The following is a 26,846-nucleotide window of genomic DNA, read 5'->3' as shown; positions in this document are numbered from 1 at the left end:
AGGACACGGAAGAGGACCCCGATGGCGATCCGCGTGATGCTCGTCGACGATCAGGTGCTGCTGCGCACCGGTTTCCGGATGGTGCTCGCCGCCCAGCCGGACATGGAGGTCGTCGCGGAGGCGGGCGACGGCGTGGAGGCGCTCCAGGTGCTGCGCACCACCCCGGTCGACGTGGTCCTGATGGACGTGCGCATGCCCAAGCTGGACGGTGTGGAGACCACCCGGCGCATCTGCTCCGAGCCCGAGCCGCCCAAGGTGCTCATCCTGACCACGTTCGACCTGGACGAGTACGCGTTCTCCGGGCTGAAGGCGGGCGCCTCCGGCTTCATGCTCAAGGACGTGCCGCCGGGCGAGCTGCTCAGCGCGATCCGCGCGGTGCACAGCGGGGACGCGGTGGTGGCGCCCTCCACCACGCGCCGGCTGCTCGACCGGTTCGCCCCGATGCTGCCCTCGGCCGTGCAGGAGCCCCGGCACGCGGAGCTGTCCCGGCTCACCGAGCGCGAGCGCGAGGTCATGGTGCTGGTCGCCCAGGGGCTCTCCAACGGCGAGATCGCCGCCCGGCTGGTCCTCTCCGAGGCCACCGTGAAGACCCATGTGGGCCGCATCCTCACCAAGCTGGGGCTGCGCGACCGGGTCCAGGTGGTCGTCCTCGCCTACGAGACCGGGCTGGTCCGCGCGGGCGGGCGTCCCTGAGCCTCAGCGCAGTACGCCCTCGATGAAGTCGCTGCCCAGCCGGGACACGGCGGCCAGGTCCAACTGGTGCTGGACGTACCGGCCCTGGCGGCAACTGGTGATCAGGCCGGCCTTTTTCAGCACGGCCAGGTGGCGGGATATCTCGGGCGCGGACATGCCGTGGGCGTCGGCGAGTTCGCTGGTGCTGTGCGGGCTGCGGGCGAGGTGGCGGCACAGGCGCAGGCGCGCGGGGTGGGCGAGGGCCTCCATGCGGAGGGTGAGCTGCTCGACGGTGGGAGCCTGGGGGCGGGTGGCCTTCGCGGGGTAGGTGATCACGGGCTGCCAGTCGTACCGGTGCAGCACCATCACGTGCGGCCAGCCGAGGCTGGTGGGCACCAGGACGAGGCCGCCGTCACCGGTGGTGCCCCGGCCCACGAGGAGCTTGTCGATGGTGACGATCCCGGCCTCCTCGTCCAGCGACACCGCGCCGGAGAGCGAGGAGAGGGCCTCGGCGGGGCCCTTGCGGCGCAGCAGCTCGGTCTTGTGCCGTGCGTCGGCGGCGAGTTGGGGCTGGAGCCGGGCCCAGGTGTCGGCGAAGAACGCCTCGTCGCAGTCGAGCACGAGCTGCCGGAACCAGGCGCGGACCGTCGGCGGGTCGTCCAGCAGCCGCCGCGCGAACCGCTCCTGGACGGCGCCGCGCGCGGCGGCCAGGTCCAGGGCCCGGCGGCGCAGCTCCGGGTCGCCCAGCGGGCCGAGGCTCTGCCGGGAGTACTGGGAGTGGCAGGTGAACTCCAGCGCCGCGTCGACGAACTGCTCGTCCGTCAGCTTGTCCAGCAGGTCGAGTTCCTCGGCGAGCGTCCCGCCCGGCAGCCCTCGCCGGCCGGGGAGTCCGGCGAAGGGGGCGAACACGTCGGAGAACGTGGTGCGCCACAGGAAGTCCGCCTCGCAGAGCCGGTCGGCCAGACAGGGGTCCAGCCGGCTGGACACGGCGGTCACCCAGCCCTGGAGGTCCGGGTGGTGACCGGGCTCGCTGAGCGCGTGCAGGGCCATCCCCAGCTCGGCCAGCGGTGAGGGCACCACGGAGATGCGCTCCGCCGGGAGCCCCTTGACGTCGATGGTCACGCTCATGTGCCCATGGTGCCCCCCACCACTGACAACGCCCCCCGGATTGACGACGGTCGTCAATCCGCGCGACCTCCGGGGCGGACCCGGAGCAGAGTGGGAGCCGCCGGGGCAGCCACGGAGCCCGACCGGCCGACGATCAGTCCTCGTCCCGCGAAGGCGGACCATGAGCCTCATCCAGCAGCACCTCTTCGACACCCACCGCGCCCGTCAGCACGGCGAGCCCTCCCCGCCCGACCCCGGCGCGGGCATGCTCCGCCTGCTGGGCGCCCTGCGCGAGCGGCGCCGTTTCCGGGCGGTCCTCGCGGGGCGCCCGGCGAGCGGGCGGCTCAGAGGGTTCCTGGGCCGTCTGGGCCTCTTGGCCCGCCGTACGCCGTAGCCGCCTCAGCCCAGTCGCCCGGCGAAGTCCACGGCCGCGTCCCGTACGTCGCGTGCCGTCCACTCCAGGCCCGCCGCGCGTACCCCGGTCTCCGTGACGGAGAGGCCGGGGCCGCGGGAGTCCCAGGCGCCGGAGAACAGGAGCGTGCCGGTCTCCTCGGCCTGCCGTACCGCCGCCTCCGCCAGGACCTCGGGCTCGAACGGGAGCCAGACCTGGAAGTCGTGGGTGTGCGGCACGTCGGGGTGGACCCGTGCCCAGGGGAGCCCGGCCGCGGCGAACCCCTCGCGCAGCGCGGCGGCGACCACGCGCGCGTGCCGGACGTACTCGGGGAGTCTCGGCAGCTCCCGGCCCAGGCCGACGAGGGCCGACAGCGCGGTGGGGAACTGCTGGAAGACCATGCCCCCGTACCGGTGCCGCCAGGTGCGCGCCTCCTCCACGAGGCTCGCGGGACCGGCGAGCGCGGCGCCGCCCAGGCCGCCGAGGGACTTGTAGAACGACACGTAGACGCTGTCGGCCAGGGCCGCGATCTCGTCCAGGGGGCGGCCGAAGTGCTCGGTGGCCTCCCAGAGGCGGGCGCCGTCGAAGTGCACCACCGCCTCGCGCTCCCGCGCGGCGGCGACCGCCCCGGTCAGCTCCTCCCAGGAGGGGAGCAGGAACCCGGCGTCGCGCAGCGGGAGTTCCAGCATGAGGGCGCCGACGGGCTCGTCCAGGCCGTGCACGTCGGCCGCCGTCACCGGGCGCGGCTCCTGGCTGACGGTGACCGGGCGCAACCCGCTGACCTGGCTGAACGCATGCCGCTCGTGCACCTCGGGGTGGGACAGGGCGTGCAGGGCGACGGCCGGGTTGCCGGTGCGGCCGGCCCAGCAGCGCAGGGCGACCTGCTGGGCCATGGTGCCGGTCGGGAAGAACACGGCGGCCTCGGTGCCGAGCAGCTCCGCGACCCGGCGCTCCAGGGCGGCGACCACGCCGTCGCCGTAGACGTCGGCGGGTTCGTCCAGGTCGTACACCTCGGGTGCCGCCCCGGTCAGTTCGGTGAGGCGCTCGCGGAGGGTGCCGCGCCAGCCCGCGCGTGACAGCACGCGCGGGGCGGTGCGCATCGCGGTCCGGCGCCGCTCCCGTATCGAAGGTCGCTCTTCGTCCTCGGTCGTGTCGCTCATGCGGGGGATCATGCCGCGCCGGGCCCCGCGGGGGTACCCGGTTTCCGGGCGGGCCGGCGCGGCCCGGTGTGATGGCCCACAGCCTGTGGACAACCGGGGGCCGGTCGCCGGATAGCGTTAACATGACGAGAAATCGTCCGGTACCCAGAGCGGACTGGAACGGGAAGGTCACGGTCGCGTGAGTACAGTCCCCCCCACAGACAGCAAAGACAGCACAGGCACCCAGGGCCGCCCCGCGCGGCTCACGGTAGGCGTGGTCGGCGCCGGACGCGTGGGCCCCGCCCTGGCCGCGTCCCTCCAGCTCGCCGGACACCGCCCGGTGGCCGTCTCCGGCGTCTCCGACGCCTCCCGCAGGCGCGCCGAGAAGATGCTGCCCGGCGTGCCCCTGGTGCCGCCCGCCGAGGTGCTCCGGCGCGCCGACCTGGTGCTGCTCACCGTCCCCGACGACGCCCTGCCGGGCCTGGTCACCGGCCTCGCCGAGACCGGCGCCGTCCGCCCCGGCCAGCTCCTGGTGCACACCTCCGGCCGGTACGGCGTCTCGGTGCTCGACCCGGCCCTGCGCGCGGGCGCGCTGCCGCTCGCGCTGCACCCGGCGATGACCTTCACCGGCAGCCCCGTCGACGTCCAGCGCCTCGCGGGCTGCTCCTTCGGCGTCACCGCGCCCGGGGAACTGCGGCTCGCGGCCGAGGCCCTGGTCATCGAGATGGGCGGCGAGCCGGAGTGGATCAGCGAGGAGAGCCGCCCGCTCTACCACGCGGCCCTCGCCCTGGGTTCCAACCACCTGATCACCCTGGTCGCCCAGTCCATGGAGCTGCTGCGCAAGGCCGGGGTCGGTGCCCCGGACCGGATGCTGGGCCCGCTGCTGGGCGCCGCCCTGGACAACGCCCTGCGCTCCGGCGACGCGGCCCTGACCGGCCCTGTCGCGCGCGGGGACGCGGGCACGGTCGCCGCGCACATCGCCGAGCTGCGCGAGCACTCCCCGCAGACCGTCGCCGGCTATGTGGCGATGGCCCGCGCGACCGCCGACCGCGCCCTCGCCCACGGCCTGCTCAAGGCCGAGCTGGCCGAGGACCTGCTCGGCGTGCTCGCCGACCAGGAGACCGGCACCGGCAGCGCACCCGGCACCGAAGCGGACGACGACGAGAACGGCCCCGAGGGGAACGACCGATGACCACCGCCCTGCTGAGCACCGCCGACGAGCTGCACGCCCGCGTGCGCCACGGCCGCCGTGCCGTCGTGATGACCATGGGCGCCCTGCACGAGGGCCACGCCACGCTGATCCGCACCGCCCGCGAGATCGCCGGGCCGGACGGCGAGGTCGTCGTCACCGTCTTCGTCAACCCGCTCCAGTTCGGCGCCGGCGAGGACCTCGACCGCTACCCGCGCACCCTGGACGCCGACCTCGCGCTCGCCCGGCGCGCGGGCGCCGACGCGGTGTTCGCGCCCTCCGTCGAGGAGGTCTACCCCGGCGGCGAGCCCCAGGTGCGGATCACCGCGGGCCCCATGGGCGGCCGCCTGGAGGGCGCCACCCGCCCCGGCCACTTCGACGGCATGCTCACCGTCGTCGCCAAGCTGCTGCACCTCACCCGGCCCGACGTGGCGCTGTACGGGCAGAAGGACGCCCAGCAGCTCGCGCTCATCCGGCGCATGGTGCGCGACCTCAACTTCGGCGTGGAGATCGTCGGCGTGCCCACGGTCCGCGAGGAGGACGGGCTCGCCCTGTCCAGCCGCAACCGCTACCTCGCCCCCGAGGAGCGCGCCACCGCCCTCGCCCTGTCCCGCGCCCTGTTCGCCGGCCGCGACCGGCACGCGGCCCAGGAGGCGCTGCGCGCGCGGGCCCTGGAAGTGCCGTCCACGCACGCGCGTGCCGAGGCGCTGAGCGCCATAGGCGAGTCGCGGGCGGCGGCCGACGCGCACGCCGTGGCCACCGCGGCGCCCGGCGGCCCGGCCGCCGTCCGCGCGGCCGCCCGCCAGGTCCTGGACGACGCCGCCCGCTTCGACCCGCCGCTCGACCTGGACTACCTCGCTCTGGTCGACCCGGCCGACTTCACCGAGATCGCCGACGACTTCACCGGCGAGGCGGTCCTCGCCGTGGCCGCGCGGGTCGGCTCCACCCGGCTGATCGACAACATCCCGCTCACCTTCGGCAGCCCTGGAGCCGCCCTGTGAACAGCACCGGCATACGACTGCACGCGCCCGCCCCCGGCTGGTCCATCCCGGCCGACGTCGTGGTGGTCGGCTCCGGAGTGGCCGGCCTGACCGCCGCGCTGCGCTGCGAGGCGGCCGGCCTGACGACGGTCGTCGTCACCAAGGCCCGCCTGGACGACGGCTCCACCCGCTGGGCGCAGGGCGGCATCGCGGCGGCCCTGGGCGACGGCGACACCCCCGGACAGCACCTGGACGACACCCTGGTCGCGGGCGCGGGCCTGTGCGACGAGAACGCCGTACGCCTCCTGGTCACCGAGGGCCCCGACGCCGTACGGCGGCTGATCGACACCGGCGCCCGGTTCGACACCGACGACGCGGGCTCCATCCAGCTCACCCGCGAGGGCGGCCACCACCGGCGCCGTATCGCCCACGCGGGCGGGGACGCCACCGGCGCGGAGATCTCCCGCGCGCTGGTCGACGCCGTCCGCGCGCGGGGCCTGCGCACCATCGAGAACGCGCTCGTGCTGGATCTGCTCACCGACGCCGAGGGCCGCACCGCCGGGGTCACCCTGCACGTCATGGGCGAGGGCCAGCACGACGGCGTGGGCGCCGTGCACGCGCCCGCCGTGGTGCTCGCCACCGGCGGCATGGGCCAGGTGTTCTCCGCGACCACCAACCCCTCGGTCTCCACCGGCGACGGCGTGGCACTGGCGCTGCGCGCGGGCGCCGAGGTCAGCGACCTGGAGTTCGTGCAGTTCCACCCCACCGTGCTCTTCCTCGGCCCCGACGCGGAGGGCCAGCAGCCGCTGGTCTCCGAGGCGGTGCGCGGCGAGGGCGCCCACCTGGTCGACGCCGACGGCACGCGCTTCATGGCCGGGCAGCACGAGCTGGCCGAGCTGGCGCCGCGCGACATCGTCGCCAAGGGCATCACGCGGCGGATGCAGGAGCTGGGCGCCGAGCACATGTACCTGGACGGCAGGCACTTCGGCGCCGACATGTGGGAGCACCGCTTCCCGACCATCCTGGCCGCCTGCCGCGCCCACGGCATCGACCCGGTCACCGAGCCCATCCCGGTCGCCCCGGCCGCCCACTACGCCTCCGGCGGCGTCCGCACCGACGACCGCGGCCGTACGACCGTCCCCGGCCTGTACGCGTGCGGCGAGGTCGCCTGCACCGGCGTGCACGGCGCCAACCGGCTCGCCTCCAACTCCCTGCTCGAAGGGCTCGTCTACGCCGAGCGCCTCGCCGCCGACATCGTGGCCGAGCACACCGCGAACGGCCCGCACACGCGCGTGCCCGTCCCCGTCCCGCACCACGGCACCCCCGCGCACCCCCTGCTGGCCCCCGAGGACCGGCTCGCGGTGCAGCGGATCATGAGCGAGGGCGCGGGCGTGCTGCGCTCGGCCGGCTCCCTGGAACGCGCCGCCCGGCGCCTCGCGGAGCTGCACGCCCGCGCCAGCGACACCCTGGACGGCGAGGGCAAGACCGCCGAGCCCGGCGTCGACACCTGGGAGGCCACCAACCTCCTGGACGTGGCCCGCGTCCTGGTCGCCGCCGCCGCGCTGCGCGAGGAGACCCGCGGCTGCCACTGGCGCGAGGACCACGCCGGCCGCGACGACCTCCACTGGCGCCGCCACCTCGTGGTGACCCTCCGCCCGGACCGTTCGCTGGCCGTACGCACCACCGAGAGCGCAGACTTCCCCCCTACCCGGTGACATCTCGGTCCACCGGGTGAACCAGCGTCCCCAGGAGCAGTGACGAACGTGAGCACCGACGACCTTCCCCTCGCCCCGACCGGCGGCTGCGGCGACGGCTGCGCCTGTGGCGCGGACGAGGAGGGCGAAGAGCAACTGGAGTGCGGTCTCGACCCCGCGCTGGCCGCGCTGCTGGCCGATGCCGGGCTCGACCCCGTCGAGATCGAGGACATCGCCAACGTCACCGTCCAGGAGGACCTGGCCGGCGGCGTCGACGTGACCACCGTGGCGACCATCCCCGAGGACGCGGTGGCCACCGCCGACTTCGTCGCCCGCGAGGCCGGCGTGGTCGCGGGCCTCCGGGTCGCCGAGGCCGTGCTCTCCGTCGTCTGCGAGGACGAGTTCGAGGTCGAGCGGCACGTCGAGGACGGCGACCTGATCGAGGCCGGCCAGCGCCTGCTGTCGGTCACCACCCGCACCCGCGACCTGCTCACCGCCGAGCGCAGCGCCCTGAACATCCTGGGCCGCATGTCCGGCATCGCGTCCGCCACGCGCGCCTGGGCCGACGTCCTGGAGGGCAGCCGCACGCGCGTGCGCGACACCCGCAAGACCACCCCCGGCCTGCGCTCGCTGGAGAAGTACGCGGTGCGCTGCGGCGGCGGTGTCAACCACCGCATGTCGCTCTCCGACGCCGCCCTGGTCAAGGACAACCACGTCCTCGCCGCCGGCGGCGTGGCCGCGGCGTTCAAGGCCGTACGGGAGACCTTCCCGGACCTCCCCGTGGAGGTCGAGGTCGACACCCTGCACCAGCTCCGCGAGGCCGTCGAGGCGGGCGCCGACCTGATCCTGCTGGACAACTTCACCCCCGGCGAGTGCGCCGAGGCCGTCGCCATCACGGCCGGCCGCGCCGAGCTGGAGGCGTCCGGGCGGCTCACCCTGGAGAACGCCCGCGCCTACGCCGACACCGGCGTGGACTTCCTGGCCGTCGGCGCCCTCACCCACTCCTCGCCGGTGCTCGACATCGGCCTGGACCTGCGCCCGGTGGAGTGAGGCGGATGCTGCTCACGATCGACGTCGGCAACACCCACACCGTCCTCGGTCTCTTCGACGGCGAGGACATCGTCGAGCACTGGCGCGTGTCCACCGACCCGCGCCGCACGGCCGACGAGCTGGCGGTGCTGCTCCAGGGCCTGATGGGCACGCACCCGCTGCTGGGTGAGGAACTGGGCGACGGCATCCACGGCATCGCCATCTGCGCCACGGTGCCCTCGGTGCTGCACGAGCTGCGCGAGGTCACCCGGCGCTACTACGGCGACGTACCCGCCGTGCTGGTCGAACCCGGCGTCAAGACGGGGGTGCCGGTGCAGTTCGACAACCCCAAGGAGGTCGGCGCCGACCGCATCATCAACACGGTCGCCGCCAACGAGCTGTACGGCGGCCCGGCGATCGTGGTCGACTTCGGCACCGCGACCACCTTCGACGCGATCTCCGCGCGCGGGGAGTACGTCGGCGGGGTCATCGCCCCCGGCATCGAGATCTCGGTGGAGGCGCTCGGTGTCAAGGCCGCGCAGCTCCGCAAGATCGAGGTGGCCCGCCCGCGCAACGTGATCGGCAAGAGCACCGTCGAGGCGATGCAGTCCGGCATCGTCTACGGCTTCGCGGGCCAGGTGGACGGCGTGGTCGGCCGGATGGCGCGCGAGCTGGCCGACGACCCCGACGACGTCACCGTGATCGCCACCGGCGGTCTGGCGCCGATGGTGCTGGGCGAGTCCTCGGTGATCGACGAGCACCAGCCCTGGCTCACCCTGATCGGCCTGCGCCTGGTCTACGAGCGCAACGTGCCGCGCAGGTAGCCGGGCCGCGTGGGACCCAGGGGCCGGGCGGGGGAACCCTGGGTCCGACACGCGTGACAACACGTCCCATTCCGTAACTTTTGTCCGATTAGCGGTAGCGTCGCCGCATGCCCACGCCCTACGGAACTCGCGGTGCCATGGCGTTCGGCGCGGAGGAGCTGCGTGTGCTCCGCCGCGCCCTCGCCCTCGCCCTCCACCCCGGCACGGCCTCCGCCGAGGACGTGCAGGACTGCTTCCGCCTCGCCGAATCGCTCGACGAGGCACTGGACGAAGCGGCCCGCCTGCGCGCCTTCCTCCTGGCCGACCTGGGCCGCTACCGAGCCGCCCTGCCCGGCACCGCGGCCGGCTACCTCGCCCTGCTCCAGGAGGCGCTCGCCGCCGGGCACCGGCCCGCCCCGGACGACCTCGCCGCCCTCCGCGCGCTGCGCGGCAACCCGGTGGCCGCCGACCTGCTGGCCCACTGCCAGGGCCTGGTCGAGCGGAGCGTGCGCGCCCGCTTCGCCACAGGCGCGCCCACCGTCCCCGCGCCCGCCGCACCGCCCTCCCGCGCCCGTCTGCTGGCCCTTCCGGGCGGCGCGGGGAACTCCGGGCCCACCGGGGCCGACGAGTCCGGGGAAGCCGCTCAGAAGCCCGCCGAGGAGCCCGCCCGGCCCCCGGCCCCGCGCCCCGGCGAGCGCCCCGCCGCACCGGCCGCCCCCAAGCGCCCCGTCCCCACCCCCGGCGAGGTCTTCCCGCGCCGTAAACCGCAGTCGCCGCCCGCCGGCCAGGACCACGCCCGCCACCTCGCCGCGGGCTGACCCGGCTGACCTGGCCCTCCAGGGGCGGGGAGGACATAAGGCCCACCCCGCCCCTGCCCGGCCGCCCCCCGTGGCTACTCTGGAGCCATGGACTACGTCTCCGCGCTGGTGCCCCCCTTCGTCATGGCCGCCCTCTTCATCGGGGTGGTCCGGGTGATCGTGAAGACCCAGGGCGGAGCGGCCAAGGGCAAGGAGGACGCGGCCGTCGACGCCGCCCTCGCGCGTGCGGAGAACGCCCGCCAGGCCGCCCCCGGCGACGCCTGAGCGGCCCGCACGTCGCCGCCGGTTTGACCGGATCTCCCACTATTATTTGTTTTGTGCCTCGCCCCTTGGGAGATCTCGAAGACGCCGTCATGTCACGGGTGTGGAAGTGGAACCGCCCGGTGACCGTCCGGGAAGTCCTGGAAGACATCCAGCAGGAACGCTCGATCGCGTACACCACCGTCATGACGGTTTTGGACAATCTCCATCAGAAGGGCTGGGTCCGCCGTGAGGCGGAAGGGCGCGCCTATCGATATGAGGCCGTCTCCACCCGAGCCGCCTACGCGGCCGCGCTCATGAACGACGCCTGGTCGCAGAGCGACAACCCCGCCGCCGCTCTCGTCGCCTTCTTCGGGATGATGAGCGAGGAACAGCGCCAGGCCCTCAGCGACGCCATCCGTATCGTCCAAGGGCCGCAAACGCGCGAGAACCCCGGTTCGGCGGAGGAGACCGGCGGGCGATAGCGTCCGCCCATGTCAGCGAAGAGCCCCGAAGTCTCCGCGAATGCCATCACCGTCCGGCGTGCCCGGACCAGCGATGTTCCCGCTGTCCGCCGACTCCTCGACGCCTACTCGCGAGACCGCATCCTGCTCGACAAAGCCACGGTCACGCTTTACGAGGACATCCAGGAGTTCTGGGTCGCGGAACGCGACGACAACGCCGAGGTCGTCGGCTGCGGCGCCTTGCACGTCATGTGGGAAGACCTCGCGGAAGTCCGCACTCTTGCGGTGAACCCGGCCCTCAAGGGCGCCGGAGTGGGCCACCGGCTGCTGGGGAAGTTGCTCGACACCGCGCGCCGGCTGGGCGTTCGCCGGGTTTTCTGTCTGACCTTCGAAGTCGACTTCTTCACCAAGCACGGCTTCGTGGAGATCGGTGAGACACCGGTCGACGCCGATGTGTACGCGGAGCTTCTGCGCTCCTATGACGAGGGCGTCGCGGAGTTCCTCGGTCTCGAACGAGTGAAACCCAACACCTTGGGCAACAGCCGGATGCTTCTGCATCTGTGATCGCCAATGCCCCGGTTCCCTATGTCCGAAACGCGCACGTTTCCGGACGCGAGAGGGCGTGGGGCCTCTCCCCGAGGGTTTGTGTTTTTCCGGCAAAAGCGGTTTGCTTTCCGGCGTACTGCTGCACTGCATATAACAGGGGCGGCTAAACGGCGTACGCCGCGGACCTCCCCGCCCTCACGTTTTCGATGAAAGGAAATCCCGTGGCACAGAAGGTTCAGGTCCTTCTTGTCGACGACCTCGACGGCGGCGAGGCTGACGAGACCGTGACGTTCGCGTTGGACGGCAAGACGTACGAGATCGACCTCACGACCGCCAATGCGGACAAGCTGCGTGGTCTTCTCGACGCGTATGTGAAGGGCGGCCGGCGTACCGGTGGCCGTTCCTCCGGTGGCCGCGGCAAGGCCCGCGCCGCTTCCGGTGGCAACCAGGACACCGCGGCCATCCGCGCCTGGGCCAAGGAGAACGGCTACGACGTGAACGACCGCGGCCGCGTCCCCGCGTCCATCCGCGAGGCCTACGAGAAGGCCAACGGCTGATCACGCCCCCGCGAACGGGGCCCGGCGCCCCGCCGCAGCCGGACTCGGTGGCACTGCGCCGCCACGGTGTCCACCAGCCGTACGAGGTCGGGGGCGCCCGTGACGCCCTCGAAGGACGGCAGGGCGGGCAGCGCCGCCTCCACATCGCGCCCCGGCTCGGGGGGCCGCAGCCACCCGGCGGCCCCCTGCGAGGCCCCGGCGCGCGGCGGCGGCCCCGCCGCGCCCACGGCCCGCACGGGCGGCGCCGGCGCCTCCGTCAGGTCCCCGGCGCCCAGCGCCCGCAGGTCCAGCGCCAGCGCCCCCCACTCCAGCCAGTCGAGCAGCCCCGGCAGCTCCTCCGCGCTGCCCGCGGCCACCAGCAGCCGCATCCGGCCGCCCATGAGGGCCACCGGGGACTCCGGCGCCAGATGCCTGAGCGCTGCCGCGCCCGCCTCGGCCGGGACGTCCAGCACGTCGAAGCGCACCCCCGTCACCAGCCGCAGCGGCGCCCCCGGCGCCGTCGCCCAGCCCAGCACTCCTTCGTACCAGTGCCGGGCCGCCTCCTCGGGGGCCGGGCCGAGCGGGCGCCTCGGGCGCGGGAAGGGCAGCGCCGATGACGCCGGGAAGGGCTCCGGGGATGCCGGGGACGTTGAGCCAGCCATGCCAGGTGCAACAGACGAAGCCGCCCCGGAGTTACGCTGAGCGTCCGGACGGTCACGTTGTGTACGAAGCGGGGGAGCGCATGGGCGCACCCGGGGTCGTGAGGTTGTTCGCCCATAGCGGAGGGAAACGGTGCGCGCGGCATGGACCGCCCGTCACCGCGGGTAAGACATCCCTAGTGGGAGGGGGCGACACGCAGAAAAGGCCGTCTCACGTTCGCCATCGGCGGAACGGCGAGTGGGGTAACTGCCTGGCCTGCGGGAACATCGTCTCGCACCATCGAGTTGGAGCAGATGTCGGCGTTCGGGGTCAGGAGGCCATCGACGGTGTCGGCAGTTGGAATGAGCGGTCCCCGCTTGCGGGACTAAGCTGCGGAAGGACAGGGAGGGGAAGTTCCCCCCACTGCCTGACCGCTCTGAGGAGCGATTAACGATGTTCGAGAGGTTCACCGACCGCGCGCGGCGGGTTGTCGTCCTGGCTCAGGAAGAAGCCCGGATGCTCAACCACAACTACATCGGCACCGAGCACATCCTCCTGGGTCTCATCCACGAGGGTGAAGGTGTCGCCGCTAAGGCCCTGGAGAGCCTCGGCATTTCGCTTGAGGCGGTCCGTCAGCAGGTGGAGGAGATCATCGGTCAGGGCCAGCAGGCCCCGTCCGGCCACATCCCCTTCACCCCCCGTGCCAAGAAGGTCCTGGAGCTGTCGCTCCGCGAGGCCCTTCAGCTCGGCCACAACTACATCGGCACCGAGCACATCCTGCTCGGCCTGATCCGTGAGGGCGAGGGTGTCGCCGCCCAGGTCCTGGTCAAGCTGGGCGCAGACCTCAACCGGGTGCGCCAGCAGGTCATCCAGTTGCTCTCCGGTTACCAGGGCAAGGAGACCGCCACCGCCGGTGGCCCGGCCGAGGGCACCCCCTCGACCTCCCTGGTGCTGGACCAGTTCGGCCGGAACCTCACCCAGGCCGCTCGTGAAACCAAGCTCGACCCGGTCATCGGGCGCGAGAAGGAGATCGAGCGGGTCATGCAGGTGCTGTCCCGCCGTACGAAGAACAACCCGGTGCTGATCGGTGAGCCCGGCGTCGGCAAGACCGCCGTCGTCGAGGGCCTCGCCCAGGCCATCGTCAAGGGCGAGGTGCCCGAGACCCTCAAGGACAAGCACCTCTACACCCTTGACCTCGGTGCCCTGGTGGCCGGCTCCCGCTACCGCGGTGACTTCGAGGAGCGCCTGAAGAAGGTGCTCAAGGAGATCCGCACCCGCGGCGACATCATCCTGTTCATCGACGAGCTGCACACGCTGGTCGGTGCGGGCGCCGCCGAGGGCGCGATCGACGCCGCCTCCATCCTCAAGCCGATGCTGGCCCGCGGTGAGCTCCAGACCATCGGTGCCACCACGCTGGACGAGTACCGCAAGCACCTGGAGAAGGACGCGGCCCTCGAGCGCCGCTTCCAGCCCATCCAGGTCGCGGAGCCGTCGCTGCCGCACACGATCGAGATCCTCAAGGGTCTGCGCGACCGGTACGAGGCGCACCACCGCGTCTCCATCACCGACGAGGCGCTGGTCCAGGCCGCCACCCTGGCCGACCGGTACATCTCGGACCGCTTCCTGCCGGACAAGGCGATCGACCTGATCGACGAGGCCGGTTCCCGGATGCGCATCCGCCGGATGACCGCGCCGCCGGACCTCCGCGAGTTCGACGAGAAGATCGCCGGTGTCCGCCGGGACAAGGAGTCCGCGATCGACTCGCAGGACTTCGAGAAGGCCGCCTCCCTGCGCGACAAGGAGAAGCAGCTCCTGGCCGCCAAGGCCAAGCGGGAGAAGGAGTGGAAGGCCGGCGACATGGACGTCGTCGCCGAGGTCGACGGCGAGCTGATCGCCGAGGTCCTCGCCACCGCCACGGGCATCCCGGTCTTCAAGCTGACCGAGGAGGAGTCCAGCCGCCTGCTCCGCATGGAGGAGGAGCTGCACAAGCGGGTCATCGGCCAGGTCGACGCCGTCAAGGCGCTGTCCAAGGCGATCCGCCGTACCCGTGCCGGTCTGAAGGACCCGAAGCGTCCCGGTGGCTCGTTCATCTTCGCCGGTCCGTCCGGTGTCGGTAAGACCGAGCTGTCCAAGGCGCTCGCCGAGTTCCTCTTCGGTGACGAGGACGCGCTGATCTCCCTCGACATGTCGGAGTTCAGCGAGAAGCACACGGTCTCGCGGCTCTTCGGTTCGCCCCCCGGCTACGTGGGTTACGAGGAGGGTGGCCAGCTCACCGAGAAGGTGCGCCGCAAGCCGTTCTCCGTCGTCCTCTTCGACGAGGTCGAGAAGGCCCACCCGGACATCTTCAACTCGCTGCTGCAGATCCTGGAGGACGGTCGTCTGACCGACTCCCAGGGCCGGGTCGTGGACTTCAAGAACACGGTCATCATCATGACGACCAACCTCGGCACGCGGGACATCTCCAAGGGCTTCAACCTGGGCTTCGCCGCCTCCGGCGACACGAAGACCAACTACGAGCGCATGAAGAACAAGGTGTCGGACGAGCTGAAGCAGCACTTCCGTCCCGAGTTCCTCAACCGCGTCGACGACGTGGTCGTCTTCCCGCAGCTCACTCAGGCGGACATCCTCCGGATCGTCGACCTGATGATCAGCAAGGTGGACGAGCGGCTCAAGGACCGGGACATGGGCATCGAGCTCTCCCAGTCCGCCAAGGAGCTCCTCTCCAAGAAGGGCTACGACCCGGTGCTGGGCGCGCGTCCGCTGCGTCGCACGATCCAGCGCGAGGTCGAGGACACCCTCTCGGAGAAGATCCTCTTCGGCGAGCTGCGGCCCGGTCACATCGTGGTCGTCGACACGGAGGGCGAGGGCGAGAACCAGACCTTCACCTTCCGAGGCGAGGAAAAGGCCGCCCTGCCCGACGCCCCGCCGATCGAGCAGGCTGCGGGTGGCGACCCGAACCTGAGCAAGGACGCGTAGCCCTCCGGGGGTTCGCGTAGGTCCGAAAAGGGGGCCGGTGCTTTTCTGGCACCGGCCCCCTTTCCTGTTGTTTGTCAGAGTGAACCTCGAACACCCAAGTCTCTCCAGCGGGGCATCCCGAGGAAGACCCCGCATTCCTCCGGGCAACTCACTCGATACTGGTCGTGAAGCAGGGGATTCTCCGAGAAGCCGATCTTTTGCACGTCGCTGGGGATCGCCCGCATGACGTCCATCAGATCGTGCGCACCATCGAATGCCAACCGGGACCGCGGGCCGAGCCGGGGAAGGGCACACAAAGCTTCCGCGGAGAAGACGCTGAGGTAGAAGTTGTCGGAGTCCACCTCAGCCAGTACCTCGATCCGAAGAATGCGCCGCGTATCGCGCCAGCAATGGCACTGCTGCGTCGGTGCCCACCAGGGCTGCCGTGACGCTCACTGCCTCGGCCTATTTGTCCGACAAGCCCTCGGGACCCGGCAGAAGCTCCAGTACCCACGGGCCGGCGCCTGCCAGCTCCCGTGCTTCCTGCGCTGTCCGGGGCGGCAGCAGTTTCCGGGCCAGGGCCACTGCCATGCGGATTACGTCGGACCACTGGTCGTCGCACGCGTGCTCGGCCAGGAGGCCCAAGTCGCCCGCCTCCACGGTTGCCCGGGCGCCCAGATAGTCCTGGAAGGTGCGGTGGACGAAGTGGAGGGTGTCGGGCGACGGGGCGATCAGTAGGCCGTTGCGGATCAGTCAGTACACCAGTCTCTGGAGGGGCTGGAGTTGGGGTTCTTCGCTCAGCTCCGGGACGGCCATGTCCCGTTCGCGGCCGCGGCGGGTCAGGAGCATGGAGAGGGCGGACTCGTACAACTCCTTACGGCCGTGCGGGACGCGCGGGCTCGCTCCCGCTCGCGCTCCGGCACCTCGTCCAGCCCGTCGATCAGCGCCAGCCCCCGACCCGAGGCCAGTACCCGGTACTCCCAGCCCTCCGGCTGAGCCCCGTCGAGCGGGCAGCCGACGGCCGTCAGGAACCGTGCGGGAGTGGGGAGTTGCTCGCCGTGGCGAGTGAGGGTGCGCAGCGGGAGTACGAAGGGCACGCGCCCCGCCAGATGCGCCATACGCCCCGTCGCCCCGCTCGCCGCTGACACCGCGAGCCACTGCACCAGCGTGGTCTTCCCCGACCCCGCGACACTCCGCAGCAGCACCCGGTCGTGCCCGGCCAGCGCCTCGTCGGCGGGGACGCGGACCGGCTTGGCGGGGGTGCCGAAGGCCGAGCCGAGGGGGTCGACGTCCTGGCAGACCGCCTCCAGGCTCAGATAGGCGGCGTCCAGCGGGCCGACGGCCGTCCGGGCCACGAAAGTGATCTGGCTGCAGGCCCACCCGGTGGCCCGCTCCAGGAACAGCTCGGCGTCACCGGAGATACCGTCAAGTCACGAAGCAGCGCTGACCAGTTGGCCGGCAAGTTCGCGCTCAGCGAGCCGCGTCGGTGACCGCCGTTCGCTCGTCGTCGGGGAAGGGGGGCTCGCCCGGGGTGGTCAGCGCTTCCTCGACCAGATGCGTGGCGAGGCGGCGGAGCTCCCGCTCGCCCAGGTGCCGTTTCTCCGCGCCGGGGGAGATCCGGCCGCTCAGCCGGACGGGCTTCGGGACCAATCCCGCACCGGGCCCGTCCGCCGGGAACACCTTCTTCAGCAGTGAGACGAGCAGCCCGGAGGCCGCCTTGCCGCCGATGGCCGTCGGCTCCATCCGTCACCCCCGTCGTCGGGATGGAGCCTAGCCAGGACATCGGGGTCAGGTCAGGACAACTGCCCGTCGTAGTCCGGGAGTTTGAAGGTGCGCTCCGCGTGACCGCCGCTCAGGTCGGACGCGCTGTTGCCGATGTTGGCGATGATCGTGTAGCCCCGGCGTTCGATGTCGGCCCGCTGGGCGGTCTTGTAGGCGGCGACGTCCTTGAAGAGGTCGGTGAGGCCGCGTACGCGCAGGTCGGTCACGCGGTAGCCGTCGTGTTCGAGGTTGTAGGACGTGGGCCAGTGCAGGAGTCCGGGGCGGGCGGTGACGAAGATGAGGGCGACGCCGTGGTCCTGGGCGTACTGGGCGACCTTCAGGACCGGGCGGTTGGCGGGCTGGGGGAACTGGAAGCCGAAGTCGGTCTCCAGGGTGGTGTTGTCCACGTCGAGGATGATGGCCTGCTTCTCGGTGCCGCTGGAGGCCGCGCGGCTCTGGATGTAGGGGAGAGCCTCGTCCATCACCCGCCCGCAGTCCTGCTGCCAGGTGGCGTAGTCGACGGCGGCGGCCGCGGGCGTGGTGGTGGCGGCCTCGGCGGGGGCGGCGAGCGCGGTCAGCGCGGCGGTGGAGACGGCGACGGCGGCCATGCGGCGCGCCAAGGGGCGTCTGGTCATGAAGGGGGGTCCTCTCGCGTCCGTACGGTGCAGTGCATGCTCTGCGGAGCGGGTGGCGCGAGGGGAACCGTAGGGTTACCGGACGGTAGGTTGCTAGAGGTGCGCGTCACATTTATGGGGTCCCGGAGTCGGGCCGCCGGTGACATGCCGCACAGGCGAAATGTCCGGTACTAGCCGGGATAGTGTGATACCAAACCAGGGCAAACCGGTACGTACACGTCGAAACCCAGAGTGATACCGGCAGGCCGTACCGCCTGGTCCGGCCCGGGCGTCCGGCCTGTCAAGGGATGACCGATTTCGGACACTTCTACTACCTCGTGCCGTAGATGGGCCCTTTGAACCCGGATGGGGTGAGGGGTTACCAATGTGGAGTCCCGCCCGGCGCCGGTGAAACATCCGTACGCCGGGTGGCTCTCTGTCTCCGAGTTCACGAGGTATCGATGTTCAAGCGTTCCACGTCTGTCCGTACGTCCGCGCTCCGCACTCGCGTGGCCGTCCTGGCCGCCGGTGTCGGCGCCGCGGCCGTGCTGGGTGGCGGGGTTGCCAGCGCCGCCTCCGCCTCCGCGACCTCCTGGGTCGACCCGGTGAAGAAGTACACCCTCTCCGCCAGCTTCGACCAGGGCGGCAGCCACTGGGCGCACAAGCACAGCGGTCAGGACTTCGCGGTGCCCACCGGCACCGAGGTCCTCGCGGCCCACGGCGGCACCGTCGTCAAGGCCGGCCCGAACGGCGCCGGTGACGGTCCCGCGTACGGCAACGCCGTCGTCATCAAGCACGGCAACGGTCTGTACTCGCAGTACGCCCACCTGTCCCGTGTCGACGTCAAGGTCGGCCAGGTCGTCAAGACCGGCCAGCACATAGCCCTGTCGGGCAGCACCGGTAACTCCACCGGCCCGCACCTGCACTTCGAGATCCGCAAGACGCCGAACTACGGCTCGGCCGTCAACCCGGTCACCTTCCTGCGGTCCCACGGCGTCCACGTCTGAGCCCTGGGTCACCGTCCCCCGGCCCTCACCGGCCACCGCCGGTAGTCCGGACCGCGGATGTCCGGACTACCCCCTGCCGCGGGCGCCCTCGTGCGCCTGCGTCACCAGATCCACGGCGACTTCGAGAACCGCTTCGCGCTTCTTCTCGGGGTCGCCTTCCAGGTCCGCCATCACGAACATGCCGGCGTGCAGGGTGAAGAGCGCGCTGATCGAGCGGACCTGGTCCACCAACTCGGCCTCGGGATCGATGATGATGTCCCGCAGGCCCTTCATGCGTTCCTTGAACGTGTCCCCGATGCGCAGTTCCCGCACCGTCGCCTGGTTCTCCTGCATGAACCGGAAGAGCGGCTGCGCGCCGGCCAGCGCCGCGCTGTAGCGCCGTACGATCTCCTGCTTGGTCTGAAGGGTGTGCGGCTGGCTGCGGCCCCACTCGATCAGGTCCTCGATCGGCTGCGTCAGGTCCGCGAAGAGACTGACGATGATCTCTTCCTTGGTCTTGAAGTGGTAGTAGAGCGCCGCCTTGGTGACATCGAGGTGCTCCGCGATCTCGCGCAGCGAGGTCTTCTCGTAGCCCTGTTCCGCGAAAAGCTCGAGCGCGACGTCCTGGATGCGCTGGCGGGTGTTCCCGCGGCGCTGCTGCTTGGTGCCGTCCATGGTGTCGCCCATCCTCGTACTCCTCCCGCTCCCGCGGAAACTTACTTGACGCCCGGCTAGTAGCAGGCTACCTTCCAGTGTAGTGAACTAGCCGGGCGGCAAGTAAGTAGCAGCCGCCAGGGGGAGTGGGAGAAATGGCGGACACGCAGACGGCCAAGGCGGGCCAGGCGGAGCCCGAGCAGCCGGAGAAGCAGCCGAAGAGCGTACGAGTGGTCCTGCTCGCGCTCATGATCGCCATGATGCTGGCGATGCTGGACAACATGATCGTGGGCACCGCGATGCCCACCATCGTGGGCGACCTGGGCGGCCTCGAGCACCTGTCCTGGGTCGTGACGGGGTACACCCTCGCCACCGCGGCCTCGACCCCGGTCTGGGGCAAGATCGGTGACATGTACGGGCGCAAGGGCGCCTTCCTCGGCTCGATCGTGATCTTCCTGATCGGCTCCGCGCTCAGCGGCATGGCCCAGGGGATGGGCGAGCTGATCGCATTCCGGGCCGTCCAGGGTCTGGGCGCCGGTGGTCTGATGGTCGGCGTCATGGCGATCATCGGCGACCTGATCCCGCCGCGTGAGCGGGGCAAGTACCAGGGCATGATGGCCGGCGTCATGGCGCTGGCGATGATCGGCGGCCCGCTGGTCGGTGGCACCATCACCGACAACTGGGGCTGGCGCTGGACCTTCTACATCAACCTGCCGCTCGGCGCGGTCGCGCTGGCGCTGGTCTCGGCCGTGCTGCACCTGCCGAAGAAGCGGGCCAAGGCGGGCATCGACTACCTCGGCGTGATCCTGCTGACCGTCGGCATCACCGCGATCGTGCTGGTCACCACGTGGGGCGGTACCGAGTACGCCTGGACCTCCGCGCGGATCATGGAGCTGACCGCCCTCGGCGTGGTCTCGCTGGTCGGGTTCGTGTTCTGGCAGACCAAGGCCGCCGAGCCGGTGCTGCCGCTGCACATCTTCCAGAGCCGCAACTTCACCCTGATGTCCCTCATCGGCTTCGTCACCGGCTTCGTGATGTTCGGCGCGACGCTCTTCCTGCCGCTGTACCAGCAGGCCGTGCAGGGTGCCTCCGCCACCAACTCCGGGCTGCTGCTCCTGCCGATGCTCGGCGCGATGCTGGTGACCTCGATGGTCGCGGGCCGGGTCACCACGAACAGCGGCCGGTACAAGGTCTTCCCGATCGCCGGCGGGGTGCTGATGGTCATCGGGCTGTACCTGATGTCCACGATGGACACCGAGACCACCCGGCTGACCTCCGGGATCTACATGGCCGTGGTCGGCGCGGGCATGGGCTGCCTGATGCAGGTGACCATGCTGGTCGCGCAGAACAGCGTGGAGATGAAGGACATGGGCGTCGCCTCCTCCTCCGCCACCCTGTTCCGCACCCTCGGCTCCTCCTTCGGTGTGGCCGTCATGGGCGCCCTGTTCAACAACCGGGTGCAGGACGTCATGACCGAGCGCGCCGGCGCCCTGGGCAAGGGCATCACCGAGAAGTCCGCCCAGCTCGACGCGGCCAGCCTCGCCAAGCTGCCGGCCGCGGCACGCGAGGCGTACCAGCACGCGGTGTCCTCGGGCACGCACTCCGCGTTCCTCCTCGGCGCCGCCATCGCCGTCGTGGTCCTCGTCGCGGCCGTCTTCGTCAAGGAGGTCCCGCTGCGCGGCGGCCCCACGAAGCCGTCCCCTGACCCCACGGACGCGACCCCGGCCCCGGTGACCGAAGCGGTCTGACCACCCGGCGCCACGAAGGCCCCCCGACCATCGGTCGGGGGGCCTTCTTCGATCTCCGGCGGGCGCCTGCGCGGCGCACGGGGTGCGTCGGTGGGGGCCTGCCCAGCGCCGTCCCGCGTCCGGGCCCGCAGGATCTCCCGCAGACCACGTGCTTCCGCCCGCCCCGGCTGGAACCCGCGCGTCCCCGTCCCCGGCCTTTGGGTCTGGGTCTTCGCTCCGTGCGGATCCCGCGGGCATTTCCACCGCCCCGGCCGGGGCGGTGCGCGTCTCCGCATAGTGGCCCTTGCCTCCGGGCCTTCTGGCCTTGGTCCTCGGCCCGTGCTGTCTCCCGCCGGCCCACGCATTTCCAGCGGCGGCGACCGCGTGTCTCCGCGCCGCGTTCCGGCCGGGCGTGTTCAGCCTCGCAAGGTCGGGGGGACCGGGTAGCTGCCTGTTGCCGTGGGGGCGTGTTCCGGGAGCCAGAGGACGGCTACCGCGCCCTCGCCGTGGGGGCGGATGTTGCGGAAGGTGAGGCGGGCGCCGAGTACGCGGGCCTGGCCGGCGGCGATGGTGAGGCCGAGGCCGTGGCCCTGGCCGGCGCGGTCCTCGCTGCCGGTGCGGAAGCGGAGCGGGCCCTCCGCGAGGAGTTCCTCGGGGAAGCCGGGGCCGTGGTCGCGTATCCGGATCACCCGGCCCTCGACGGTCACCTCGATGGGCGGCTCGCCGTGCCGGGCGGCGTTGGTCAGCAGGTTGAGCAGCACCCGCTCCAGTCGGCGCGGGTCGGTGGTGACCTCGGACTCGTGCACCACCCGTACGACGATGTCCGGGTCCTTCGCCGCCACGCGCCGGGCGACGAACTCGCCCAGCATGATGTCCTGCAGCTCGGCCCGCTCGGAGGCCCCGTCCAGCCGGGCCACCTCCAGCACGTCCTCCACCAGCGTGCGCATCGCCTTGGCCCGGTCCAGCACCAGCTCCGTCGGGCGGCCGGGCGGCAGCAGCTCGGCGGCCGTGAGCAGCCCGGTCACCGGGGTGCGCAGCTCGTGCGCGATGTCGGCGGTGACCCGCCGCTCCGCCTCCAGCCGCTGCCGCAGCGCGTCCGCCATCGCGTCCACCGCGCGGGCCAGATCGTCGGCCTCGTCCCGTACGACCCCGCCGATGGCCTCCCGCACGCGTACGTCCGTCTCCCCGGTCGCCAGCCGGTTCGCGGCGACCGCGGCCTTGCGCAGGCGCCGGGACAACTGACCGCCAATCACCACGCCGAGCGCGCTGCCGCCGAGCACCACCGCGATGGAGCCGATGAGCAGCGCCTGGTCGAGGTCGGCCAGCACATCCGCGGACTTGTCCGGGAAGGCGCCGTGCAGCGAGAGCACATGCCCGTTCTTGACCGGCACCGCGGCCCAGATGTCCGGCTCGCCGCTGCCCGTGTCGCTGACGTAGCTGGCCCGGCGCCCCTCCTCCACCTTGGCCCGCAGCTCGGCCGGGAGGGCGGGGTCGTCGATCTTGATGCTGGGGAAGTTGGGCCGCCCGGCGAGTTCGTAGTTGCGCTGGGCGAGCTGGACCCGCTGGTTGGCCAGGTCACGGGCGTTGTCCAGCATGGAGACCCGGGCCGCGTTGTGCACGACCAGGCTGAGCGCGATCGCCACCAGCCCCGCGACCAGCGCGATGGCCGCGCTCAGCTTCCACCGCAGACCGGTGCGCAGGCCCACGCCCGCCACCCGCCGCACCGGGCGCCCGAAGAGACTCCGCATGACCGCGCTCAGCCCCGCAGCTTGTAGCCGAAGCCGCGGACCGTCTCGATCCGGTCCTGGCCGATCTTCTGCCGCAGCCGCTGCACATGGACGTCGACCACACGTGTGTCCCCGCCCCAGCCGTAGTCCCAGACCCGCTCCAGCAGCTTGTCGCGGGAGAGCACGGTGCCCGGCGCGCCGGAGAACTCCAGCAGCAGCCGCATCTCGGTCGGGGTGAGCGCCACCGGCTGCCCGGCCCGCCGCACCTCCATGCCCTCGGTGTCCACCTCCAGCTCGCCGAAGGTCAGCACCCCGTCGGAGTCCGCCGCGCCGTCCGTACCGGCACCGGACGGGTGCCCGGCGTGCCCGAAGCGGCGCAGTACCGCGCGGATGCGGGCGACCAGCACCGCGCCGTCGAACGGCTTGGTCACGTAGTCGTCCGCGCCCGCCTCCAGACCCAGCACCACGTCGATGGAGTCCGCCCGCGCCGACAGCATGATCACCGGCACCGTGGACTCGTCCCGGATACGGCGGCACAGGCTGACCCCGTCCAGACCCGGCACCATCACGTCCAGCAGGGCGATGTCGGGCCGGTCGGCGCGGAACGCCGCCAGCCCGGACAGGCCGTCGGGCATCGCGGTGACCGCGAAGCCGTCCCGCTCCAGGGCGAGCTGGGTGGCCTCACGGATGACGTCGTCGTCCTCGACGAACAGGACGTGCGTGTGCTCTGGCATCCGGTGCTCTCAGTCCTCGTGGGTCCTCGTGGGTCCTAGCGGTCGGGCGGGCGTCGCGTCAGTCGCCGGGCGCGGGGGTCGGCTCGTGGCCCACCGCCCCGCTGTAGTCCGTGTGCACGGGCTTGCCCGGCACGAACCGGCCCGCCTTCCACTTGTAGGGGACGACGTCCTCACCGGAGGGGCTGGAGATGGGGTCCCCCCGGCTGTACACCTGCTTGGTCACGGTCAGCGCGCCCTGGTCGATCTCCGCGTAGACCGGCGATTCCTCGGTCCTGAACACGTTCCGGTACGAGCCGTCGGTCTCCCGGTACACATACGCGCCGATCCCGACCGCGTCGGCGCAGGTCAGCACGTTGACCACGACGTCGGAGCGGTCCGAGTCGGTCAGGTCGCCGTAGGAGACGTCGACCGGATAGTCGTCGCCGCTGCCGCACGGCTTCAGCTCGTGCTTGACGGCGGCCGAGACCGCCGGGTCCCGCTTCAGCAGGCTCACCGCGTCGACGCGGTGGTAGCCGGCCGCCGGGGTGGGGGAGGGGGAGGCGGGTGCCGCCCCGGCCACGGCGGAGGCGTGCGCCGGGCCCTCGTCCCGCGCGCCGGTGCCCCCGGCGCCGCAGGCGGTCGCGGACAGGCCGACGGCGGCGACCCCGGCCACCGCCAGGCTCACCGCACGTACGCCTCGGACACGTCTGGGCCTCCCGTTCAGGCCGCGCAACGCTCCCGCTCCTCACGCTCCAGCGCGCGTGCGTCCAGGTCGCGGGCCTCCAGCTCCTCGCGGAGCCGGGCGAGCGCCCGGTGCAGCGTGCTCTTGACCGTGCCCGCGGACATACCGAGGGCCGCGGCCGTCTCTTCCGTGGACATCTGCTCCCAGTGTCGCAGGACCACGACACTGCGCTGCTTGGGAGCCAGCACCTTGAGGATGTCCATGAGCAGGGCCCGGTCGGCGTACTGCTCGGTGGAGTCCGAGACCGGCGCCTCGGGGAGCTGCTCGGTCGGCACCTCCTCCAGCTTGCGCGCCCGCCACCACTCCGTACGGGTGTTGATCATGACGCGGCGCAGGTAGGCGTCGGCCAGCCGCTTGTCGGCGATGCCCTCCCAGCGGCCGTAGGTGCGGGCCAGCGCGGTCTGGAGCAGGTCCTGCGCGTCCACCGGGTCCGGCACCAGGCGGCGGGCACTGCGCAGCAGCGCGTCCTGCCGCGTCCGTACGTACTCCTCGAACTCGAGCACCTCGCCCTGCGCCATGATCCGACCGCCTTCCGTGTTCCCCGTCGCCCCGGTCCACGCCGGGGCCTTCTTCCCACCGGCCCGGTGGTCCGCCGGGCACGGAACGAAGCTACGGAGCGGTTGTCACGGGGTTGTCCGAGGAAGCCTGCGGACGGCACTCGGCTGTCCGTCGGTTGTGTAACAGCCGTGAGTTCCGGGTAAGGAAGGTGACCGTCATGTCCCCTTATCGACTGGTTTGTTGGGGCGGTCGGGCCGTGACGGGCGGCCGGTTGCTGTGACCTGCCTGTGGGTCAGCCGAGCGGCAGCCGGTACATCCCGCCGGGCAGCGGCTCCACCAGACCGTCCGTGACGAGGCCGTCGAGCGCGCGGGCCCGCTGCACCGGCTCGTGCCACACCCGGTCCAGCGCCGCCTGCGGCACCGGGACGTGCGCGTCCCGCAGCACCGCGAGCAGCTTCCCGCGCACCTGGCGGTCGGTGCCCGCGTACGTCTGCCCGCGCCGGGGCGGACCCTTGTGCTCCGGCTTGCCCGCGAGCCGCCAGGCGCACTGCGCGGCGATCGGGCAGCGGTGGCACTCCTCGTTCTTGGCCGTGCACACCAGCGCGCCCAGCTCCATGGAGGCGGCGGCCCAGCGCGCGGCCGTGTCGTCTTCCTCGGGCAGCAGCTCACGGGCGAGCCTGCGCTCGGCGGCCGTGGTGGCGTTCGGCGGGTAGCGCACCCCGGTCACCGCGCGGGCGAAGACCCGGCGCACATTGGTGTCCAGCACCGGGTGCCGCTGCCCGTAGGCGAAGGAGGCCACGGCGGCGGCGGTGTACTCCCCGATGCCGGGCAGCGCCAGCAGTTGCGCGTGGTCGGTGGGTACGTCCCCGCCGTGCCGCTCCGTTATGGCGACGGCCGCGCCGTGCAGCCGGAGCGCGCGGCGCGGGTAGCCGAGCCGGCCCCAGGCGCGCACCGCCTCGCCGGGCGGCTCCTTGGCCAGGTCGGCGGGGCGGGGCCAGCGGGCGAGCCACTGCTCGTAGACCGGCAGCACCCGGCTGACCGGGGTCTGCTGGAGCATGAACTCACTGACCATCACGCCCCAGGGACCCGCCTCCGGGCGGCGCCAGGGGAGGTCGCGGGCGTGGGAGTCGAACCAGTCGATCACGGGGGCGTGAAGCATCTCAGTCATGGCCTTCCGATCCTGCCACGCCGCGCACGGACCGCGTGGGTCACTGCCCGCGCACGGAGCGTCGCGCTCGGCACAAGGTGCCGGTGTGCGAGGGAAGTTACCGGGATGATGATCCGGAAAAGTTGGTGCGAGGGCGGCGGGGGACGCGAGTCGTGGGCATGATCTCTCGTAGAGTTCCCGCGTGGGATCTCTGCGCAATCCGGTCGGGCCGCTTCCCTCCTCCATCTACTGGCGACGGAGGGTCGTCATCGTGTCCGTGATCGCCCTGCTGGCGCTCGTGGTCACCTGGATCGTCGTGTCCGGCGGCGGGGGAGGCAAGAACGGCGCGGGCGGCCCCGACGGCAAGAATCCCGCGTCCACGATCACGCCGGGCCCCACGTCCTCCGGCCCCGCGATCAGCCAACACCCCGGCGGTCGTGACGAGTCGGACGGCGGCGGCTCGGGTGACGGCGGGTCCGGCGACGGCGGGTCCAGCGACGGTTCCGGGTCGGACGGTTCCGGTGACGGCAGTGGCTCCGGTGGCGACTCCGGCTCCGGTACGGGCGGTTCGGGCTCGGCGTCCGGCACGGGCGGCGGCAGTGTCGGCGCGGGCGACGCGCTGGCCGCGTCCTCCCCGCTCCCGGTCTGCGCCCCCGGCAAGGTCACGGTGAGCCTGCGCAGCAAGCACAACTCCTTCTCGCCCGACGAGACGCCCACCTTCGAACTCACCGTGCGCAACAGCTCCTCCGGCGACTGCAAGGTCGACCTCGGCCCCGAGCACACCGTCCTGGCGATCACCCCGGCCGACGGCGACGACCCCTACTGGGCCTCCGACGACTGCCCCGAGGGCGCCAAGAGCCTGATCTTCCGCGTCCCGGCCGAGGAGAGCATCACCTACACGGTGAAGTGGGACCGCCACCCGAGCGCCGCCAAGTGCGCCACCCCGCCCGCGGGCAAGGCCATGCCGGGCACATACCTCCTGGAAGCGAAGGCATCGGGCTTCGCCAAGACCCAGACGTCCTTCGTCCTGTCGGCGGACTGAGCCAGCGAGCGTGGGCCGGCTGTGAGCCTTTAG

Annotated in this window: 26 protein-coding genes and 1 pseudogene; 16 read left to right on the top strand and 11 right to left on the bottom strand. The window is 72.0% G+C overall.

Translation table 11 applies throughout. The features are described 5' to 3' along the window. Positions 1–21: 21 nt before the first annotated feature. Entirely contained in the window at positions 22–693 is a 672-nt protein-coding gene (locus tag ACZ3HQ_RS09315) for a response regulator (RefSeq protein ID WP_467509107.1), read from the top strand. A gap of 3 nt (positions 694–696) precedes the next feature. Here ACZ3HQ_RS09315 and ACZ3HQ_RS09310 read toward each other — a convergent pair whose 3' ends face one another. Next, the gene (locus ACZ3HQ_RS09310; RefSeq protein WP_467509106.1) at positions 697–1,800 is read right to left on the bottom strand and encodes a DUF5937 family protein; all 1,104 of its coding nucleotides are present in this window, start codon (positions 1,798–1,800) and stop codon (positions 697–699) included. 160 nt (positions 1,801–1,960) lie between these two features. Here ACZ3HQ_RS09310 and ACZ3HQ_RS09305 point away from each other — a divergent pair, with 160 nt between their 5' ends. Then, entirely contained in the window at positions 1,961–2,173 is a 213-nt protein-coding gene (locus ACZ3HQ_RS09305) for a hypothetical protein (RefSeq protein WP_467509105.1), read from the top strand. Positions 2,174–2,178: 5 nt separating this feature from the next. Here the strand turns inward: ACZ3HQ_RS09305 and ACZ3HQ_RS09300 are convergent, their stop codons facing one another. Continuing rightward, positions 2,179–3,330, bottom strand: a complete 1,152-nt coding sequence (locus tag ACZ3HQ_RS09300; RefSeq protein WP_467509104.1) for a threonine aldolase family protein — start codon at positions 3,328–3,330, stop codon at positions 2,179–2,181. A gap of 178 nt (positions 3,331–3,508) precedes the next feature. Between ACZ3HQ_RS09300 and ACZ3HQ_RS09295 the strand changes: the two genes are divergently transcribed. The 10 genes from ACZ3HQ_RS09295 (at position 3,509) to ACZ3HQ_RS09250 (ending at position 11,629) form a co-directional block, all read left to right on the top strand. Then, entirely contained in the window at positions 3,509–4,501 is a 993-nt protein-coding gene (locus ACZ3HQ_RS09295; RefSeq protein WP_467509103.1) for a Rossmann-like and DUF2520 domain-containing protein, read from the top strand. After that, positions 4,498–5,499: a pantoate--beta-alanine ligase gene (panC, locus tag ACZ3HQ_RS09290; RefSeq protein WP_467509102.1), complete on the top strand. Its 1,002-nt coding sequence runs from the start codon at positions 4,498–4,500 to the stop codon at positions 5,497–5,499. Before ACZ3HQ_RS09295 ends, panC begins: the two co-directional genes overlap by 4 nt. Continuing rightward, on the top strand, positions 5,496–7,193 hold the full coding sequence (locus ACZ3HQ_RS09285) for an L-aspartate oxidase (RefSeq protein WP_467509101.1): 1,698 nt from the start codon (positions 5,496–5,498) through the stop codon (positions 7,191–7,193). The genes panC and ACZ3HQ_RS09285 overlap by 4 nt, the downstream gene beginning before the upstream one ends. 48 nt (positions 7,194–7,241) lie before the next feature. Continuing rightward, complete coding sequence (gene nadC / locus ACZ3HQ_RS09280) at positions 7,242–8,222, top strand: carboxylating nicotinate-nucleotide diphosphorylase (RefSeq protein WP_467509100.1); 981 nt, start codon at positions 7,242–7,244, stop codon at positions 8,220–8,222. 5 nt (positions 8,223–8,227) lie between these two features. Beyond that, a complete protein-coding gene (locus tag ACZ3HQ_RS09275) occupies positions 8,228–9,025 on the top strand; it encodes a type III pantothenate kinase (RefSeq protein WP_030811239.1) in 798 nt (265 codons plus the stop codon). Positions 9,026–9,162: 137 nt separating this feature from the next. Next, a complete protein-coding gene (locus ACZ3HQ_RS09270) occupies positions 9,163–9,822 on the top strand; it encodes a hypothetical protein (protein ID WP_467509989.1) in 660 nt (219 codons plus the stop codon). 87 nt (positions 9,823–9,909) lie between these two features. Continuing rightward, positions 9,910–10,086: a hypothetical protein gene (locus tag ACZ3HQ_RS09265; RefSeq protein WP_467509099.1), complete on the top strand. Its 177-nt coding sequence runs from the start codon at positions 9,910–9,912 to the stop codon at positions 10,084–10,086. A gap of 65 nt (positions 10,087–10,151) precedes the next feature. Then, complete coding sequence (locus tag ACZ3HQ_RS09260) at positions 10,152–10,547, top strand: BlaI/MecI/CopY family transcriptional regulator (RefSeq protein ID WP_078858492.1); 396 nt, start codon at positions 10,152–10,154, stop codon at positions 10,545–10,547. A gap of 9 nt (positions 10,548–10,556) precedes the next feature. Then, positions 10,557–11,090 (top strand): amino-acid N-acetyltransferase, encoded by a 534-nt coding sequence (locus ACZ3HQ_RS09255; RefSeq protein ID WP_086694982.1) that lies wholly within the window; start codon positions 10,557–10,559, stop codon positions 11,088–11,090. Positions 11,091–11,293: 203 nt separating this feature from the next. Further along, complete coding sequence (locus ACZ3HQ_RS09250; protein WP_130338348.1) at positions 11,294–11,629, top strand: histone-like nucleoid-structuring protein Lsr2; 336 nt, start codon at positions 11,294–11,296, stop codon at positions 11,627–11,629. Here ACZ3HQ_RS09250 and ACZ3HQ_RS09245 read toward each other — a convergent pair. Beyond that, complete coding sequence (locus ACZ3HQ_RS09245; RefSeq protein WP_467509098.1) at positions 11,608–12,270, bottom strand: SCO3374 family protein; 663 nt, start codon at positions 12,268–12,270, stop codon at positions 11,608–11,610. The genes ACZ3HQ_RS09250 and ACZ3HQ_RS09245 overlap by 22 nt on opposite strands. Positions 12,271–12,700: 430 nt before the next feature. Here ACZ3HQ_RS09245 and ACZ3HQ_RS09240 point away from each other — a divergent pair, with 430 nt between their 5' ends. Continuing rightward, the gene (locus ACZ3HQ_RS09240; protein ID WP_467509097.1) at positions 12,701–15,223 is read left to right on the top strand and encodes an ATP-dependent Clp protease ATP-binding subunit; all 2,523 of its coding nucleotides are present in this window, start codon (positions 12,701–12,703) and stop codon (positions 15,221–15,223) included. 447 nt (positions 15,224–15,670) lie between these two features. Here ACZ3HQ_RS09240 and ACZ3HQ_RS09235 read toward each other — a convergent pair. Beyond that, a pseudogene (locus ACZ3HQ_RS09235) lies at positions 15,671–16,945 on the bottom strand (NACHT domain-containing protein); the annotation flags it as partial. Positions 16,946–16,995: 50 nt separating this feature from the next. Further along, the gene (locus tag ACZ3HQ_RS09230) at positions 16,996–17,598 is read right to left on the bottom strand and encodes an HAD family acid phosphatase (RefSeq protein WP_467509096.1); all 603 of its coding nucleotides are present in this window, start codon (positions 17,596–17,598) and stop codon (positions 16,996–16,998) included. 440 nt (positions 17,599–18,038) lie between these two features. On the opposite strand from ACZ3HQ_RS09230, the gene ACZ3HQ_RS09225 reads away from it, so the two are divergent. Beyond that, positions 18,039–18,584 carry a M23 family metallopeptidase gene (locus ACZ3HQ_RS09225; RefSeq protein ID WP_467509095.1) on the top strand — a complete coding sequence of 182 codons (546 nt, stop codon included), beginning with the start codon at positions 18,039–18,041 and terminating at the stop codon, positions 18,582–18,584. Positions 18,585–18,650: 66 nt separating this feature from the next. On the opposite strand, the gene ACZ3HQ_RS09220 is transcribed toward ACZ3HQ_RS09225, so the two are convergent. Next, positions 18,651–19,250, bottom strand: coding sequence for a TetR/AcrR family transcriptional regulator (locus ACZ3HQ_RS09220; RefSeq protein ID WP_030811215.1), 600 nt, complete (start codon positions 19,248–19,250; stop codon positions 18,651–18,653). A gap of 122 nt (positions 19,251–19,372) precedes the next feature. Between ACZ3HQ_RS09220 and ACZ3HQ_RS09215 the strand changes: the two genes are divergently transcribed. Continuing rightward, entirely contained in the window at positions 19,373–20,965 is a 1,593-nt protein-coding gene (locus ACZ3HQ_RS09215; protein ID WP_467509094.1) for an MDR family MFS transporter, read from the top strand. A 395-nt stretch (positions 20,966–21,360) separates the two neighbouring features. Here the strand turns inward: ACZ3HQ_RS09215 and cseC are convergent, their stop codons facing one another. The 5 genes from cseC to ACZ3HQ_RS09190 form a co-directional block, all read right to left on the bottom strand. Beyond that, positions 21,361–22,692, bottom strand: a complete 1,332-nt coding sequence (gene cseC, locus ACZ3HQ_RS09210) for a two-component system sensor histidine kinase CseC (protein ID WP_467509093.1) — start codon at positions 22,690–22,692, stop codon at positions 21,361–21,363. 8 nt (positions 22,693–22,700) lie between these two features. After that, positions 22,701–23,405 (bottom strand): two-component system response regulator CseB, encoded by a 705-nt coding sequence (gene cseB / locus ACZ3HQ_RS09205; RefSeq protein ID WP_467509092.1) that lies wholly within the window; start codon positions 23,403–23,405, stop codon positions 22,701–22,703. 58 nt (positions 23,406–23,463) lie between these two features. After that, positions 23,464–24,069 (bottom strand): hypothetical protein, encoded by a 606-nt coding sequence (locus ACZ3HQ_RS09200; RefSeq protein ID WP_467509091.1) that lies wholly within the window; start codon positions 24,067–24,069, stop codon positions 23,464–23,466. 35 nt (positions 24,070–24,104) lie between these two features. Further along, complete coding sequence (locus tag ACZ3HQ_RS09195; protein WP_467509090.1) at positions 24,105–24,644, bottom strand: SigE family RNA polymerase sigma factor; 540 nt, start codon at positions 24,642–24,644, stop codon at positions 24,105–24,107. Positions 24,645–24,916: 272 nt separating this feature from the next. Further along, a complete protein-coding gene (locus ACZ3HQ_RS09190; RefSeq protein WP_467509089.1) occupies positions 24,917–25,792 on the bottom strand; it encodes an HhH-GPD family protein in 876 nt (291 codons plus the stop codon). A gap of 181 nt (positions 25,793–25,973) precedes the next feature. Between ACZ3HQ_RS09190 and ACZ3HQ_RS09185 the strand changes: the two genes are divergently transcribed. Continuing rightward, entirely contained in the window at positions 25,974–26,813 is an 840-nt protein-coding gene (locus ACZ3HQ_RS09185) for a hypothetical protein (protein ID WP_467509088.1), read from the top strand. Positions 26,814–26,846 lie beyond the last annotated feature (33 nt).

The sequence above is a fragment of the Streptomyces sp. NPDC018263 genome, assembly GCF_055562575.1.
The sequence above is the reverse complement of the archived record's forward strand: the minus strand, read 5'-3'. Positions and strand labels throughout refer to the sequence as shown.

Bases quoted from the DNA above. Each gene is read 5' to 3' on its own strand.
- ACZ3HQ_RS09315 (WP_467509107.1), top strand. From the start codon at position 22: ATGGCGATCCGCGTGATGCTCGTCGACGATCAGGTGCTGCTGCGCACC.
- ACZ3HQ_RS09310 (WP_467509106.1), bottom strand. From the start codon at position 1,800: ATGAGCGTGACCATCGACGTCAAGGGGCTCCCGGCGGAGCGCATCTCC.
- ACZ3HQ_RS09305 (WP_467509105.1), top strand. From the start codon at position 1,961: ATGAGCCTCATCCAGCAGCACCTCTTCGACACCCACCGCGCCCGTCAG.
- ACZ3HQ_RS09300 (WP_467509104.1), bottom strand. From the start codon at position 3,330: ATGAGCGACACGACCGAGGACGAAGAGCGACCTTCGATACGGGAGCGG.
- panC (WP_467509102.1), top strand. From the start codon at position 4,498: ATGACCACCGCCCTGCTGAGCACCGCCGACGAGCTGCACGCCCGCGTG.
- ACZ3HQ_RS09275 (WP_030811239.1), top strand. From the start codon at position 8,228: ATGCTGCTCACGATCGACGTCGGCAACACCCACACCGTCCTCGGTCTC.
- ACZ3HQ_RS09270 (WP_467509989.1), top strand. From the start codon at position 9,163: ATGGCGTTCGGCGCGGAGGAGCTGCGTGTGCTCCGCCGCGCCCTCGCC.
- ACZ3HQ_RS09265 (WP_467509099.1), top strand. From the start codon at position 9,910: ATGGACTACGTCTCCGCGCTGGTGCCCCCCTTCGTCATGGCCGCCCTC.
- ACZ3HQ_RS09255 (WP_086694982.1), top strand. From the start codon at position 10,557: ATGTCAGCGAAGAGCCCCGAAGTCTCCGCGAATGCCATCACCGTCCGG.
- ACZ3HQ_RS09245 (WP_467509098.1), bottom strand. From the start codon at position 12,270: ATGGCTGGCTCAACGTCCCCGGCATCCCCGGAGCCCTTCCCGGCGTCA.
- ACZ3HQ_RS09240 (WP_467509097.1), top strand. From the start codon at position 12,701: ATGTTCGAGAGGTTCACCGACCGCGCGCGGCGGGTTGTCGTCCTGGCT.
- ACZ3HQ_RS09230 (WP_467509096.1), bottom strand. From the start codon at position 17,598: ATGACCAGACGCCCCTTGGCGCGCCGCATGGCCGCCGTCGCCGTCTCC.
- ACZ3HQ_RS09225 (WP_467509095.1), top strand. From the start codon at position 18,039: ATGTTCAAGCGTTCCACGTCTGTCCGTACGTCCGCGCTCCGCACTCGC.
- ACZ3HQ_RS09220 (WP_030811215.1), bottom strand. From the start codon at position 19,250: ATGGGCGACACCATGGACGGCACCAAGCAGCAGCGCCGCGGGAACACC.
- ACZ3HQ_RS09215 (WP_467509094.1), top strand. From the start codon at position 19,373: ATGGCGGACACGCAGACGGCCAAGGCGGGCCAGGCGGAGCCCGAGCAG.
- cseC (WP_467509093.1), bottom strand. From the start codon at position 22,692: ATGCGGAGTCTCTTCGGGCGCCCGGTGCGGCGGGTGGCGGGCGTGGGC.
- cseB (WP_467509092.1), bottom strand. From the start codon at position 23,405: ATGCCAGAGCACACGCACGTCCTGTTCGTCGAGGACGACGACGTCATC.
- ACZ3HQ_RS09195 (WP_467509090.1), bottom strand. From the start codon at position 24,644: ATGGCGCAGGGCGAGGTGCTCGAGTTCGAGGAGTACGTACGGACGCGG.
- ACZ3HQ_RS09190 (WP_467509089.1), bottom strand. From the start codon at position 25,792: ATGACTGAGATGCTTCACGCCCCCGTGATCGACTGGTTCGACTCCCAC.